At 54.2% G+C, this 12987-nt stretch carries 11 protein-coding genes and 1 pseudogene; 2 read left to right on the top strand and 10 right to left on the bottom strand.

Annotated features, from left to right (window positions below; genetic code table 11):
- Window positions 1-20: 20 nt before the first annotated feature.
- The 4 genes from fdhE to fdnG are packed head-to-tail and all read right to left on the bottom strand — an operon-like array spanning window position 21 to window position 5544.
- Window positions 21-950 carry a formate dehydrogenase accessory protein FdhE gene (gene fdhE / locus JQ822_RS20775; protein ID WP_213135045.1) on the bottom strand — a complete coding sequence of 310 codons (930 nt, stop codon included), beginning with the start codon at window positions 948-950 and terminating at the stop codon, window positions 21-23.
- The gene (gene fdoI / locus JQ822_RS20780) at window positions 947-1582 is read right to left on the bottom strand and encodes a formate dehydrogenase cytochrome b556 subunit (RefSeq protein ID WP_213135046.1); all 636 of its coding nucleotides are present in this window, start codon (window positions 1580-1582) and stop codon (window positions 947-949) included. The genes fdhE and fdoI overlap by 4 nt, the downstream gene beginning before the upstream one ends.
- The gene (gene fdoH, locus JQ822_RS20785) at window positions 1579-2481 is read right to left on the bottom strand and encodes a formate dehydrogenase O subunit beta (protein ID WP_213135047.1); all 903 of its coding nucleotides are present in this window, start codon (window positions 2479-2481) and stop codon (window positions 1579-1581) included. Before fdoH ends, fdoI begins: the two co-directional genes overlap by 4 nt.
- Window positions 2482-2493: 12 nt before the next feature.
- On the bottom strand, window positions 2494-5544 hold the full coding sequence (gene fdnG, locus JQ822_RS20790; RefSeq protein WP_213135048.1) for a formate dehydrogenase-N subunit alpha: 3051 nt from the start codon (window positions 5542-5544) through the stop codon (window positions 2494-2496).
- 194 nt (window positions 5545-5738) lie between these two features.
- On the opposite strand from fdnG, the gene fdhD reads away from it, so the two are divergent.
- Window positions 5739-6575, top strand: a complete 837-nt coding sequence (gene fdhD, locus JQ822_RS20795; RefSeq protein ID WP_213135049.1) for a formate dehydrogenase accessory sulfurtransferase FdhD — start codon at window positions 5739-5741, stop codon at window positions 6573-6575.
- 128 nt (window positions 6576-6703) lie between these two features.
- Window positions 6704-6916 carry a DUF1471 domain-containing protein gene (locus JQ822_RS20800; protein ID WP_213135050.1) on the top strand — a complete coding sequence of 71 codons (213 nt, stop codon included), beginning with the start codon at window positions 6704-6706 and terminating at the stop codon, window positions 6914-6916.
- A gap of 55 nt (window positions 6917-6971) precedes the next feature.
- On the opposite strand, the gene JQ822_RS20805 is transcribed toward JQ822_RS20800, so the two are convergent.
- From JQ822_RS20805 to JQ822_RS20830, 6 genes and pseudogenes are all read right to left on the bottom strand, one after another.
- Complete coding sequence (locus tag JQ822_RS20805; RefSeq protein WP_213135051.1) at window positions 6972-8717, bottom strand: putative frv operon regulatory protein; 1746 nt, start codon at window positions 8715-8717, stop codon at window positions 6972-6974.
- An 82-nt stretch (window positions 8718-8799) separates the two neighbouring features.
- Window positions 8800-9912: an aminopeptidase gene (locus tag JQ822_RS20810; protein ID WP_213135052.1), complete on the bottom strand. Its 1113-nt coding sequence runs from the start codon at window positions 9910-9912 to the stop codon at window positions 8800-8802.
- Window positions 9902-11347, bottom strand: a complete 1446-nt coding sequence (locus JQ822_RS20815) for a PTS fructose-like transporter subunit IIBC (protein WP_213135053.1) — start codon at window positions 11345-11347, stop codon at window positions 9902-9904. Before JQ822_RS20815 ends, JQ822_RS20810 begins: the two co-directional genes overlap by 11 nt.
- A gap of 10 nt (window positions 11348-11357) precedes the next feature.
- Window positions 11358-11804: pseudogene (locus tag JQ822_RS20820) on the bottom strand (PTS fructose transporter subunit IIA).
- A gap of 183 nt (window positions 11805-11987) precedes the next feature.
- Entirely contained in the window at window positions 11988-12311 is a 324-nt protein-coding gene (locus tag JQ822_RS20825) for an AzlD domain-containing protein (RefSeq protein WP_213135054.1), read from the bottom strand.
- A complete protein-coding gene (locus JQ822_RS20830; RefSeq protein ID WP_213135055.1) occupies window positions 12311-12970 on the bottom strand; it encodes an AzlC family ABC transporter permease in 660 nt (219 codons plus the stop codon). Before JQ822_RS20830 ends, JQ822_RS20825 begins: the two co-directional genes overlap by 1 nt.
- Between the last annotated feature and the right edge of the window lie 17 nt (window positions 12971-12987).

Here is a 12987-nt window from a genome sequence, read left to right on the forward strand (position 1 = left end):
CGCCCGGTAGTACTGACGCCTTACTCCCCTTCGCCCGGGAACATGAACGGGTTGATGGAGCTGCGGGCGAAGCCCTCTTGCTCCATGTGCGCGTCCAGCATCAGTGAAGCGAGGTCGTCGGCAACGGCTTCGACTTTCGGGTCCTTTTCCTGATAGAGAATCTTCAGGTAAGTCCCGCAGTCGCCGCAGCTTTCGGCTTTAATTGCCGACTGCTCGTTATCCAGAGACCAGTAGTTCAAGTCACGGCTTTGCTCGCAGTTGCTGCACTTCACGCGTACCACGTGCCATTCGGTTTCACACAAGTTGCAGTGCAGATAGCGCAGCCCCTGAGTCGTACCAATTTGCACCATGCTGGAAACTGGCATTGAACCGCAAACCGGACAGAACTGGCGCTGTTCACCGTATTCCGCACGGGCTTTGCCGGGGATCAGGCTTGCCATTTGTGCCCAGTAGAGCGACAGGGCGGCCCAGATGAACGGCGCTTTATCGCTGCTGACGGATGCAAAGTCAGAGGCAAACAGCGCGCTGGCCATCAGTTCCAGCTCCTGCTCTGAGGCTTTTTCCAGATTCTCGATCACCGCTAACGCGGGACCGCTCATTTCTGGTTTCAGCTCAGCAATTAACGATTGCAGCAGTTTTTGCCAGTGCTTATCGCGTGGCAGTACGTGGATATCCAGCGGCGGCTTGCCCTGAACGTTCGCTTCTTTGATGCGCGCGGTCAGGTCTATCTGCAGCGGATGGTCGTACAGCACCACTTCCTGCGCGTGGGCGATCAGCGCAGCAAAGCGCAGATAATCACCCAGCGGGTTGTTCTCGGCCAGCTCGCGCAGACGCTCAGCGCGGCGGTTATACAAATTTTTGAGTCTGGGGAATAATAACGGCGGAATCATATCCGCCGTGCGTTTCTCGCTCTTCTCCAGCTCATCTTGCGGGATTATGCGAATACTCATTCAGATGACTTTTCCTGTTTCTGGCGGACTTCACGGTACCAGCGTGGGTGATGTTTCTTCGCCCATGAGCTGGTGACCCATCCTTCCACCATCGCGGTAATGGTGCCTTTCACCCATAGGGCGGCGTAAATGTGCACCATGATAACCACAATTAACGCTACTGCGGCAAATGAATGCAGCATTAACGCGAATCGGATCACCGGGATTGAGAAAGAAGGCGCAAAATACGGACGCCAGATGATCACTCCGCTCACCAGTAACAGGACCAGGAAGATAATCGCCGCCCAGAATACGCATTTCTGGCCGAAGTTATAACGTCCCGTGTCACCGACTTCCTCGTTGACGACAATCTTACGAATATTCTTCGCCCAAAAGATATCATCCCGATTGATTAGATTGTGGTGCCAGTAACGGAAAAACATGATGATAAACGAGGCAAACATAATCACGCCGACAAACGGGTGCAGAATTCGCGCCAGTTGCGGGGTGCCCATAATTTGCATCAGCCAGTTGAAGGATGGGAAGAAAAAGCCCAGCCCGCTTATCGCCGCTAGCATGAAGCAGAAGGCGGTGACCCAGTGGTTGATGCGTTCCGGCGCCGTATAGCGCACGATGGTGTCACGTCGTTTCATTTGCGCACCTCGTCGTCTTTTTCATGCAGATTGTCTTCTTCCTCTTCCGCACGGTTCGGACCTACGCCGACGTAGTGGAAGATGCTGGCCGCAAATGTCGCTGCAAAGCCGACGGCTGCGAGAGGTTTCCAGATGCCTTTCCAGAACTTCACGGTGGCGCTGATTTCCGGGTTCTCCGGCAGGCCGTGGTACAAATTCGGCTTGTCAGCATGATGCAATACGTACATGACGTGCGTACCGCCAACGCCGACCGGATCGTACAGACCGGCGTTATCGTAGCCACGGGTTTTCAGCTCTGCCACGCGCTCGCCTGCCAGCGTTTTCATCGACTCTTTAGTGCCGAAATGAATCGCGCCGGTTGGGCAGGTTTTCACGCAGGCCGGTTCTTGTCCTACCACCACACGGTCAACGCACAGCGTACATTTGTAAACGCGGTTGTCTTCCGGGTTGAGGCGCGGCACGTCGAACGGACAGCCCGCAATGCAGTAGCCGCAGCCAATACACTGCTCAGACTGGAAGTCGACAATGCCGTTGGCATACTGAATGATAGCCCCTTCCGCCGGACACGCCTTCAGGCAGCCCGGATCGGCGCAGTGCATGCAGCCATCCTTACGGATCAGCCACTCCAGTTTGTCGTCTTGCTCCACTTCCGAGAAACGCATCACCGTCCAGGATTTGGCGGTCAAATCAGCCGGGTTGTCGTACACCCCAACGTTGTTGCCCACTTCATCACGGATGTCGTTCCATTCCGAACAGGCCACCTGACACGCTTTACAGCCGATACAGGTGGTGACGTCGATAAGCTTCGCCACCTCTTCCTGGTGATCCCGCGCCTGAGGCGCGGGGGTGAAACCATTAGTAGCGGAACGACGAATGATGTCCTGCGATTGATAAGCCATAGGTCGTCTCCGTTACACCTTTTCCACGTTCACGAGGAAGGACTTAAATTCCGGCGTCTGCGTGTTCGCATCACCGACGAATGGCGTTAACGTGTTAGCGATAAAGCCTTTTTTCGCCACACCTTCGTAGCCCCAGTGAATCGGAATACCGATGGTATCGATATCCTGACCGTTGGCCTTCAACGTGCGAATACGTTTGGTCACCACTGCTTTGGCTTTAATGTAGCCGCGGTTAGAGGAGACTTTAACGGTATCGCCGTGAGAGATGCCGAGCTTATTCGCCAGCTTCTCGCCAATTTCCACAAACTGTTCCGGCTGTGCGATGGCGTTTAACAGCGCATGCTTGGTCCAGTAGTGGAAGTGCTCGGTCAGACGGTAGGTTGTGCCGACGTACGGGAACTTATCCGCTTTGCCCAGTGCTTCTTCGTCGCCTTTAAAGATACGGGCGGCTGGGTTAGAGATAACGTTCGGGTGCAGTGGGTTAGTGCCCAGCGGCGTTTCAAACGGCTCGTAATGTTCCGGGAACGGCCCTTCCGCCATCTTATCGATAGCAAACAGACGTCCCATCCCTTCCGGCTGCATGATAAACGGCCCAACGTTGCTGCCCGGTGCCGCGGCGCTGTAGTCCGGAATATCCATCCCGCTCCACTTCGCCCCATCCCATTTCAGGATCTGACGTTTTGGATCCCACGGATTCCCCTGCGGATCGGCGGAGGCGCGGTTATACAGAATGCGGCGGTTGAGCGGCCACGCCCAAGCCCAGCCCAGCGTATTGCCCAGACCCGACGGGTCGGCGTTATCGCGACGCGCCATCTGGTTGCCTTCTGGCGTCCAGCTACCGGCGAAAATCCAGCAGCCGCTGGAGGTCGTACCGTCGTCGCGCAGTTGGGCAAACGAGCTAAGCTGTTGGCCTTTCTTGACGATCACCGCGCCGGTTGCCGGGTCGGTAATGTCGGCCAGCGCTTTACCGTTGCTCTCCATCGCCACCTCTTCCGAAGCGGGTTCATGCGGCGTGGAGTAGTTCCAGGTCATGCTCAGCACCTGTTCCGGATTTGCACCACCCTGTTCGGCGTACATCTTGCGCATGCGCAGGAAGATACCAGCGAGGATTTCACCATCGGTGGCGGCAATCCCTGGGGCATCTGCGCCTTTCCAGTGCCACTGCAGCCAGCGACCGGAGTTAACGATAGAACCGTTCTCTTCGGCGAAGCAGGTGGACGGCAGACGGAACACTTCGGTCTGGATTTTCGACGGATCTACATCGTTCGACTCACCGTGGTTTTGCCAGAAGGTGGAGGTCTCGGTGTTGAGCGGGTCGATGGTCACCAGGAACTTCAGTTTGGACAGTGAAGCCACCACCTTGTTTTTATTCGGGAATGACGCGACCGGGTTAAAGCCCTGGCAAATATAGCCATTCACTTTGCCCTGGTTCATCATCTCGAAATACTGCAGAACGTCGTACCCTTTATCCCACTTCGGCAGCCAGTCGAAGCCCCAGCTGTTTTCCGCTGTTGCTTTATCGCCAAAGAAGGCTTTCATCATCGAGACAAAGAATTTCGGGTAGTTGCCCCAGTAGTTAACCTGACCTTCGAGCAACGGTTTAGGCGTGTTGGCGGCAAGGTAGGTTTGCAGGTCAGTCTGTTTTTCGCTCGGCAGCGTCATATAGCCCGGCAGGCTCTGTGACAGCAAGCCTAAGTCAGTCAGACCCTGAATGTTAGAGTGACCGCGCAGGGCGTTAACACCGCCGCCAGCCATCCCCATGTTGCCAAGCAGCAGCTGGATCATCGCCATGGTGCGGATGTTCTGCGCGCCCACGGAGTGCTGCGTCCAGCCTAGTGCATACAGGAACGACGCGGTTTTGTCTTTGACGCTGGTTTCTGCGATGTATTCGCATACTTTCAGGAAATCAGCCTTCGGCGTACCGCAGATGTTTTCTACGACATCCGGCGTGTAGCGGGAAACGTGCTGTTTCAGCAGGTTCCACACGCAGCGCGGGTGTTGCAGGGTGACATCGCGTTTGGCGAAGCCTTTTTCATCCAGCTCGTAGTTCCAGCTGGTTTTGTCATACTTGCGTTTGTCCGCGTCGTAGCCGGTGAACAGGCCATCTTCGAAACCGTAATCCTCACGCACGATCAGGCTGGCGTTGGTATAGGCCTCAGTGTATTCGCGGTTGAATTTTTCGTTGTTCAGCAGGTACAGCAAGACGCCTGACAGGAAAGCAATGTCAGTACCGGAACGAATCGGAGCATAGAAATCAGCCACCGCTGCGGTTCGCGTAAAGCGAGGATCAATCACAATCAGCTTCGCGCCATTGTGAATTTTGGCTTCCATCGCCCAGCGGAACCCGACCGGGTGAGCTTCAGCGGCGTTACCGCCCATCACCACAACGAGGTTGGCGTTTTTAATGTCGACCCAGTGGTTGGTCATCGCACCGCGACCAAATGTTGGAGCAAGACTTGCTACCGTTGGTCCGTGTCAGACGCGTGCCTGGTTGTCGACCGCGAGCATACCCAGCGCGCGGGAGAATTTTTGCGTTAAATAGCCGGTTTCGTTACTGGACGCGGAAGCACACAGCATCCCGGTGGAAAGCCAGCGGTTAACGGTTACGCCTTCGGCGTTTTTCGCAACGTAGTTAGCGTCGCGGTCTTCTTTCATCAGCTTAGCGATGCGGTCAAATGCCTCATCCCAGCTAATTTGTTGCCACTTATCGGAGCCCGGTGCGCGGTATTCCGGGAATTTCAGGCGACTTTCGGAGTGGATGAAGTCCACAAGTCCAGCCCCTTTCGGGCACAGCGCGCCACGGTTCACCGGATGGTCCGGATCGCCCTCGATATGGAAGATGGATGCTTTGGCGTTTTTCGCACCGTCACCGAGACTGTACATTAACAGTCCACAGCCAACGGAACAGTAAGTGCAGGTGTTACGGGTTTCGCGTGTGCGCAGCAGTTTATATTGCCGTGTTTCCGCGAGCGCCGCGCCGGGTGCAAAGCCCAGTGCCGCTGCCGTGGTGCCTGCCATACCGCCAGCGCAGATCTTAAAGAACTGCCTTCTGCTGACCTGCATGGTTTGCTCCTTGTTTCGACATTGTCACGTTCCCTTCACTTTTCCGTTACTCGATCGCGAGGGAAGTGGTTGTTATTTTTCTTTGCGGACGGGACCGCAAAGGTCCAGAATTGGGTGAATTTCCCTCCGTCCTGGAGGGATTTGTAAAGAATACCACAATGTTGGTATGTGTGTTCCAATATGGTTAAAAGAAAGTGAATAAGATTATTCAAGAAAACATCAAAAATGTGACGGCTTTGACAGGATCGCGCCAGCTGACCCTCTGGAAACGCGAGGATTTGCAACATCCTCAGCCGGATGTCGTCGCGGAAGAAGTGCCGGTTGCGCTGGTTTACAACGGGATCTCGCACGTAGTGATGATGGCGTCACCGAAAGATCTTGAGCACTTTGCGATGGGCTTTTCACTTTCTGAAGGCATTATTGAGCACCCACAAGATATCTACGGGATGGAAGTGGTCCCTTCCTGTAATGGATTAGAAGTGCAGGTTGAACTTTCCAGCCGTCGTTTTATGGGGCTGAAGGAGCGCCGTCGTGCACTGGCCGGTCGTACCGGTTGTGGCGTTTGCGGCGTTGAACAACTCAATGACATTGGCAAGCCGGTCCAGCCTCTGCCGTTTACCCAGACATTCGATCTGGCGCATCTCGATAACGCCTTAAGACATCTCCCTGATTTCCAGCCTGTTGGACAACTGACAGGCTGCACGCATGCAGCGGCCTGGGTACAGGCGTCAGGCCATCTGGCGGGTGGACATGAGGATGTTGGGCGTCACGTTGCGCTGGACAAACTGCTCGGACGGCGAGCGATTGAAGGGGAAAGCTGGCAACAGGGAGCCGTATTAGTTTCCAGTCGCGCCAGCTATGAGATGGTGCAAAAGTCAGCAATGTGCGGTGTGGAGATCCTGTTTGCGGTATCTGCCGCGACGACGCTGGCGGTGGAAGTTGCCGAGCGCTGTAACCTGACGCTGGTGGGCTTTTGCAAGCCGGGCAGGGCAACGATTTATACGCACCCGGAACGTTTGATTGCTGAATGATATATGTTCAATAAATTTGAATGAAACTGGCAAATCCTTCCGCTTTTAGTTGTGTGATGTGAGGGCTATTATTTATCACATCAAGGCGCAGTGCCTTACTCAAACAACTAAATTAAAGGGTTTATATCATGAAAAGCATCAAAACTTTTGTCGCAGTCATCGCTCTCGCTACATCTTTCGGTTCTTTCGCTGCTCAGACTGTTACCGCAACCGGTTCTACGCTGGAAAGCGCTGAAGCGAAAATTGCCGCTCAGGCTGAACGTGCAGGCGCCAGCGATTATAAAATCATCCAGGCTTACACTGGCAACCGCGTGCATATGACCGCTGAACTGCTGAAATAAGTCATCTCAGAACTGTAGAAAGAGCGCCTTCGAGGCGCTTTTTTAGTTTCTGCGGTTACTGTTTTAACAGCGCAATAAACGCCTCATACCCATCAAGCCCTGAAATCGTTTCGGCGGGATAGCGACACAGCACGCTGGATAAGTAACTGAAGATTTTTAACTCATGCCGCGCAGCCGCGGCCGCACAAGCGATCAGCACATGACTTACGGGCTCATTATTTACCTGAATGGTGCGCTCAAGGGTAATAAAGAATCCGCGAAAACGGTGTTCCTGTTCGCTCCAGCAGTGGGGGATCGCCAGGCGATTGACTATCAGGTTTTCGCCTTCATGTTCCCGGGCGCAAATGCGCAGCGCTTCGTCTTCGGTGATGTGGTTCTGGGCCACAAGTTGCCCGCAGATCCCCCCGATAATGCGCTGCCAGGTTTCGCCCTCGGTATTGAGATAATGGAAGCTTCCCTGTTGTAAAAAGAACCGTTCGGGCTGCTGGCGGATGAAAGCCGTCGCGAGGAAGTGTTTAATCTGCTCAGTACCTGCCGCAGTGATAATGTTTTTAATTGTGAGCGCATTCTTAACTGCATTATCAAGCAAATAGTGGCTATTGTTGACGATGAGTAATGGCGTGATTTCATCACAGATGGCACCCAATTCACCGACATTTCGCGCAATAATGACCCGACAATTCAATACGTCGCGTTCAATGGCCTGCTTATTTATGGTGGCGATGGCGTTTTGATCGGATAACAGCACAATGGGTTGACGCTCATTCTGGTGTCGCTCCAGCGCGCAGGCAAAATAGAGGCCGATCAGATCACTGTCGAACAGCGGAATATCTACCTGTTCGCGCAGCAGGGCGATAAAATGCAGGCTCATATCGAAGGCGGCAGGCCAGGCGGCTTTCAGGTTATTCATGCTGTTCTGGCGATGTTCCGGTATCCAGACGGGCGCTGAAATACATCTCAGTAAATGACCAGTAATATTATCGGTCAGTTGGGCGTCGATAATATTCAGCGAAGCAACGCCGGGAATGCTTCTTAACAAAGAGACTATGGCATCGGTGGAAATGGTCATCGCCTGACGCCGCCGGGTTTCCAGAAGACCAACAAGCGTTTTGAACGCGTTATCGCCCAGATAGATCCCAGCCTGCTCTACGAGTTTATTCAACATCGCGTGTCGGCATTCCGGCCACACGGTGGAGAGTTGATTACGCAAAGCGTAAACCGCCAGCACCAGACTGGCGAGATACTCCCCGGAAATCAGCGGAAAATCATTAATGTTTTCACATGCCGCGTTGAGTCGCTCGATGTTCTCGCGCGTGATGCCCGGTAGTGAAATCAGCAACGGATCTTTTTTGAGCAGATTCGCCAGCAGGATAATGCGCTTTTCTTCCGGTTCATCAATGAAATGACCTGCGCCAGGACGACTGGCCAGGCAAAATGCGCGCTCATAGCGCTGCTTCAAACGTGGCAGTCTGTCTGCGACCCAGGTTTCGGGCAAATTAAGCGCTGAGGCCAGCTGTATCCGGGGTGTAAAGGTATTCAGCAACAGAAACGCCAGCAACCGATCATCATTATCATGACGTTGCAGAAGCTGGAAAAAACTGCGCCTGTCGACGATATCCAGTTGATAGCCCGCGTTGCCGCCAGGCTGAATACGCGCCTTACCGCTGAGGGTAAAGTTGAGATAATCAATGTCGCGTAGGATAGTGCGACTCGAAACGCCAGTTTGACGCGCCAGCTCACCCAGCGGACAGGGCTGCTGTTCGAGTATGTCCACAATCTTTAACTGGCGTTCCGATAACATATACACTTCCTCCTTCAAGCTGCTTCTGCGTTGGCTGCATTCACTCACCCTGGTCACGTACTATTTGTACGTTCCCAGGGATTCATTCATTTGCCGCCTTGATGCAACTCGAATGAGTTTGTGTATCGTTCACCTGGCGAAAGTCGGTGAAGGATTTCACTTTCTCTGCCGTCAGTGAGGTCAGCAGCTCGCGCACCAGCGTAAACAGCGCGTCATAATCCGTTGCGGAAATCATACCGCTGTTAGCGTGAAGATAGCGAGTAGGCAAACATAGCGCCGCCACCGGACGACCGCCGCCCATCACGTTATAGCGCCCACCGTCCGTGGCCCCGGTTTTCATGGTGCAAAACTGTAATGGCGCATCGCTGCTTTGCGCGCTCTCTTTTAATGCGGCAACCAGTTGCTGGTTGGGGAAATAGCGTTTATCGAACAGCATTAGCCCCGGCCCATCACCAAGCTTCAGCGGGTATTTGATGTTATCGATACCAGGCACATCGCCCGCCACCGCCGTATCCAGCACGACAACCACGTCAGGCCTGATATGCTCCGCCGAGGTTTGCGCCCCGCGCAGCCCAACCTCTTCTTCCACGCTGCCAACGCCGTAGAGGGTGATTTCGGGGTTATCTACTGCTTGTAACAGTTCCGCCATCAGGGCGCAGCCAACGCGGTTGTCCAGCGCTTTGCCGACAATCTTATCTTCTCCCCAGCGGGCAAAGTTCGCCTCCGGGCTGATAAAGTCGCCAATATCAATACCGCGTTTTTCCACCTCTTCACGGTTTTTCGCGCCAATATCGATAAACATTTCGTCAAACGTCAGCGGTTGCTGTTTTTGCTTCTCCGCTAAAGCGTGCGGGGCGACGGAGCCAATAACGCCGGGGATCTTCACGCCCTTGCGAGTACGGATTGTGACCCGGTGATTGAGCATCGACTGGCTCCACCAACCGCCAATGGTGGTGAAGCGCAGAAAGCCACTATCGTCGATATGCGTCACCATAAAGCCCACTTCATCCATGTGCCCGACGATGGCAACCTTCGGTCCACTGCTACCTTTGCGGGCGACAAAGCTGCCGAGACCGTCAAAAGTGATTTCATCCACGCAGGGTTCCAGCGTGTTAATGAGGATCGTGCGAACTTCCTGTTCATCGCCGCTAACGGCGCTGGCTTCACATAACTGCTGTAGTAACTCAATGTTCATGGGCAAGCTCCTGCTGCGCGGCTTTACGTCTCAGCCACAATCCTTTCAGGATGATAATTAAGGAAATATTCAGCGCCAGACCGATGGCCAGCACCAGATAAAACGAACCTACGGGTGACATCAGGCCGATCAGCGGATCAAAGATACCTAAACCGGGCGCCAGACGTTTGATTCCGAAGGCGATAACCAGCATGCCGGTAATACCACCGGAGAGCGTATTGGCGGTGATCATCGGTAGCGGCGCAGCCAATGCGTAGGGGATCGCCGGTTCGGTAGCGACGGTCGCGCCGACCACAATCGCGCTGCTGGCGGCGGCTTTCTCCTGCTGGGTAAACAGTTTTGGGGCAATATAGGTAGCAATGCCTGCCGCGACGGGCGGCATCAGCGCCACCACGCCGACGATGGCGTACCAGTCATAGATATGTTTTTCCAGCAGTGAGAAGCAGAAGAACCAGGCCGTTTTATTGATGGGCCCGCCCATATCAAACGCCAGCATCGCGCCGACGAGGAAAGCCGCGCCCAGCTTCATGGAGGGTGGAATGGTGTTCAGAAAGTGCAGCAGGCCGCCCATGATATCGGACATCACCGGGCCGATGACGTAATAAGTCAGTACGCCAAACACCAGCAAGGTGACGAACGGGATCAGCATGGAGCCGAGCAGTGGCTGAAGCGCTTTGCCGAGCTTAACTTTGCGAAACCACAGTACGAAGTAGCCGATCGCCAGCCCCAGCACCACCGCGCCGAGAAATCCCGCGCCGGACTGTGTACCTAATAACCCTTTATCGTTCGCCAGATAGCACACCAGAAACGCCGGGGCGAAGGCAGGTTTATCGGCAATCGACCACGCGATATACGCACCCATAATCGGGATCATAAAGGTAAAACCCAGATAGCCGATGGATTCAACAACCCAGGTGAACGACGGTGCGCCTTTCGACATATCGGTATAGGGCAAACCGAACTGTACCAGCATATTAGCGAGCGCCACTAAGATACCGCCGCCGATAACAAATGGCAGCGCGGCGGAAACCCCCGCCATCAGATGGCTCATCACGCTACCTTGTTGCACATCCTGCTTGCCCAGTTTGACGCTGCTATCGGCGGTGAAAAGTTGTGAGTGAGAAGGCAACTGGATGAAAATCTGGTCGATGTTTTTCAGCGCCTGGGAAATGGCTATCTCATACACTTTTTTCCCAGCGAAACGCGCCCTGTCTTCGCCGCTTAGTCCACGCCCTGTTGCCAGAATCACATAATCCGCAGCGGCAATTTCTTCATTGGTCAGACGGTTTTCAACGCCGCTGGAACCCTGGGTTTCGACTTTAATGGTATGGCCGAGCGCGCGTGCTTTTTGCTCCAGCGCTTCCGCTACCATGTAGGTGTGAGCGATGCCCGCAGGACAGTTGGTGATCGCCACTAGACGTAAGGATGACTCCATAGCCGTTTCCTTATGAGGTTAAGGTCTGATTTAACAAGGTAAGTACCTGACCGGCATCACCCTGTTTCAGCTGGTTGATAAAATCCTGATGGATTATTTTGCGGCACAGAGTGCCGATAATTTTGACCTGGTCGTCCTCGCCAGTTTGCGGCACACCGAGGCAGATTCAGCAGTTGACGTCTTCACCGTCGCTGGCCTTCCAGTCCACGTTTTCTGATTTTCGCGCGAACAGAACGAAGGGTTGCTTGATGCAGGTACTTTTGCCGTGAGGGACGGCGATGCCTGAACCAAATCCGGTGGAGTGCAATTTTTCGCGTAACAGCAATGTTTGCAGGAATTGATGGCGATCGCTGACGTAGCCATTCTGAAACGCCATATCCGCCAGTTGTTTAAGAATGGAATAAGCGCTATTGCCCTGAATATTAAGATCAATACAGTTAGCGGTAAGGGCTGACATGGAAATCTCCGTCAAAATGGGGTTGATCCGATTTTAACGGTGAGACGGTGAAGAGATGAGCGGCAATATGTCAGAGGGGAGTGACAATTTGAGGCAGAGTCATGTCCCGGTTTTGTGGGGTAAAACACACGATGTTGGGGGATATTCCCCTGATGAATATTGATCGACAGGGGAATACTATTTTTAGTGTATGCCCGCCATTCGCAACAACGCTGTCACCACGGCAGCGGCGATAATCACCACAATTAGCGGCATTTTGCGCCAGGCGAGAAACACCGCAAAAGCCACGCCCAGCACGCGTGCCATGCCGGCAAAGTGTTCACCCTCGTAAAAGGTGGTCGCCAGCGCAACGGAGAACAGTAATACCGTTGCGGCGTCGGAAAGCAGCGCCTGCGAGCGCTCGGAAAACGCCAGACGATTCCCCAGTTTCGCTCCACCTAAACGCATTAAATACGTTCCCAGAGATAACACGGCGATCCCGACGATAAACAGCGTCATGTTGCCCATTATTTTTTCCTCGTCAGTAAGCCAAACAGTGAAAGCAGAACCGGCAAACCCACCGGCGCAAAAGGGACGGCGGCGAGAGACAGCGTGGCACCGCTGCAGGCGCGTATCAGCGTCGTACGGTTTTTAAATGCAGGTACCACTAAGGCCAGCAGGATGGCAGGGAAGACGGCATCCAGACCGATCGTTTCCGGCGCAGGCAGCAGCCTGCCAACCATCGCGCCAAGCAGCGTGCCCAGAGGCCAGACGATGGCAACGCCCAGACCGCACAGCCAGTAGGCGGCTTTGCGCTGTTCCGGCGTTTTTTGCGACAGGCCAAACACCACGCTTTCATCGTTCATGATATGACAGCCGAGGAAACTGGCGGCACGCTTTCCTACCAGGTCGCGCACCGTAACGCCGAACGGAACATGTCGGGCGTTAACCAGCAAACCAGCAGCCGCAGCGGCAAGTGGATTACCACCGCTGGCGACGATGCCGATAAACATAAACTCGGACGCTCCCGCCAGCACTGTAATAGAGAGCACAAACGGTACCCACAGCGGGAAGCCGTAGGCCATCGCCAGCGAACCGTAAGACATCCCCACTACGCCGACCGCCAGACACACCAAAAGAATCGCTTTTATGGTGTCGCCCTTGAGACTGGAAAAATAATGTTTCATCTTGCTTTAGCCATATC

This window comes from Citrobacter sp. FP75 (genome assembly GCF_018342065.1).
GTDB lineage: Bacteria > Pseudomonadota > Gammaproteobacteria > Enterobacterales > Enterobacteriaceae > Citrobacter.

Coding starts and splice junctions, on each gene's coding strand:
- JQ822_RS20825 (WP_213135054.1), bottom strand. CDS start 12,311: ATGGGCAACATGACGCTGTTTATCGTCGGGATCGCCGTGTTATCTCTG.
- JQ822_RS20805 (WP_213135051.1), bottom strand. CDS start 8,717: ATGTTATCGGAACGCCAGTTAAAGATTGTGGACATACTCGAACAGCAG.
- fdoI (WP_213135046.1), bottom strand. CDS start 1,582: ATGAAACGACGTGACACCATCGTGCGCTATACGGCGCCGGAACGCATC.
- fdhE (WP_213135045.1), bottom strand. CDS start 950: ATGAGTATTCGCATAATCCCGCAAGATGAGCTGGAGAAGAGCGAGAAA.
- JQ822_RS20800 (WP_213135050.1), top strand. CDS start 6,704: ATGAAAAGCATCAAAACTTTTGTCGCAGTCATCGCTCTCGCTACATCT.
- JQ822_RS20815 (WP_213135053.1), bottom strand. CDS start 11,347: ATGGAGTCATCCTTACGTCTAGTGGCGATCACCAACTGTCCTGCGGGC.
- JQ822_RS20810 (WP_213135052.1), bottom strand. CDS start 9,912: ATGAACATTGAGTTACTACAGCAGTTATGTGAAGCCAGCGCCGTTAGC.
- fdoH (WP_213135047.1), bottom strand. CDS start 2,481: ATGGCTTATCAATCGCAGGACATCATTCGTCGTTCCGCTACTAATGGT.
- JQ822_RS20830 (WP_213135055.1), bottom strand. CDS start 12,970: ATGAAACATTATTTTTCCAGTCTCAAGGGCGACACCATAAAAGCGATT.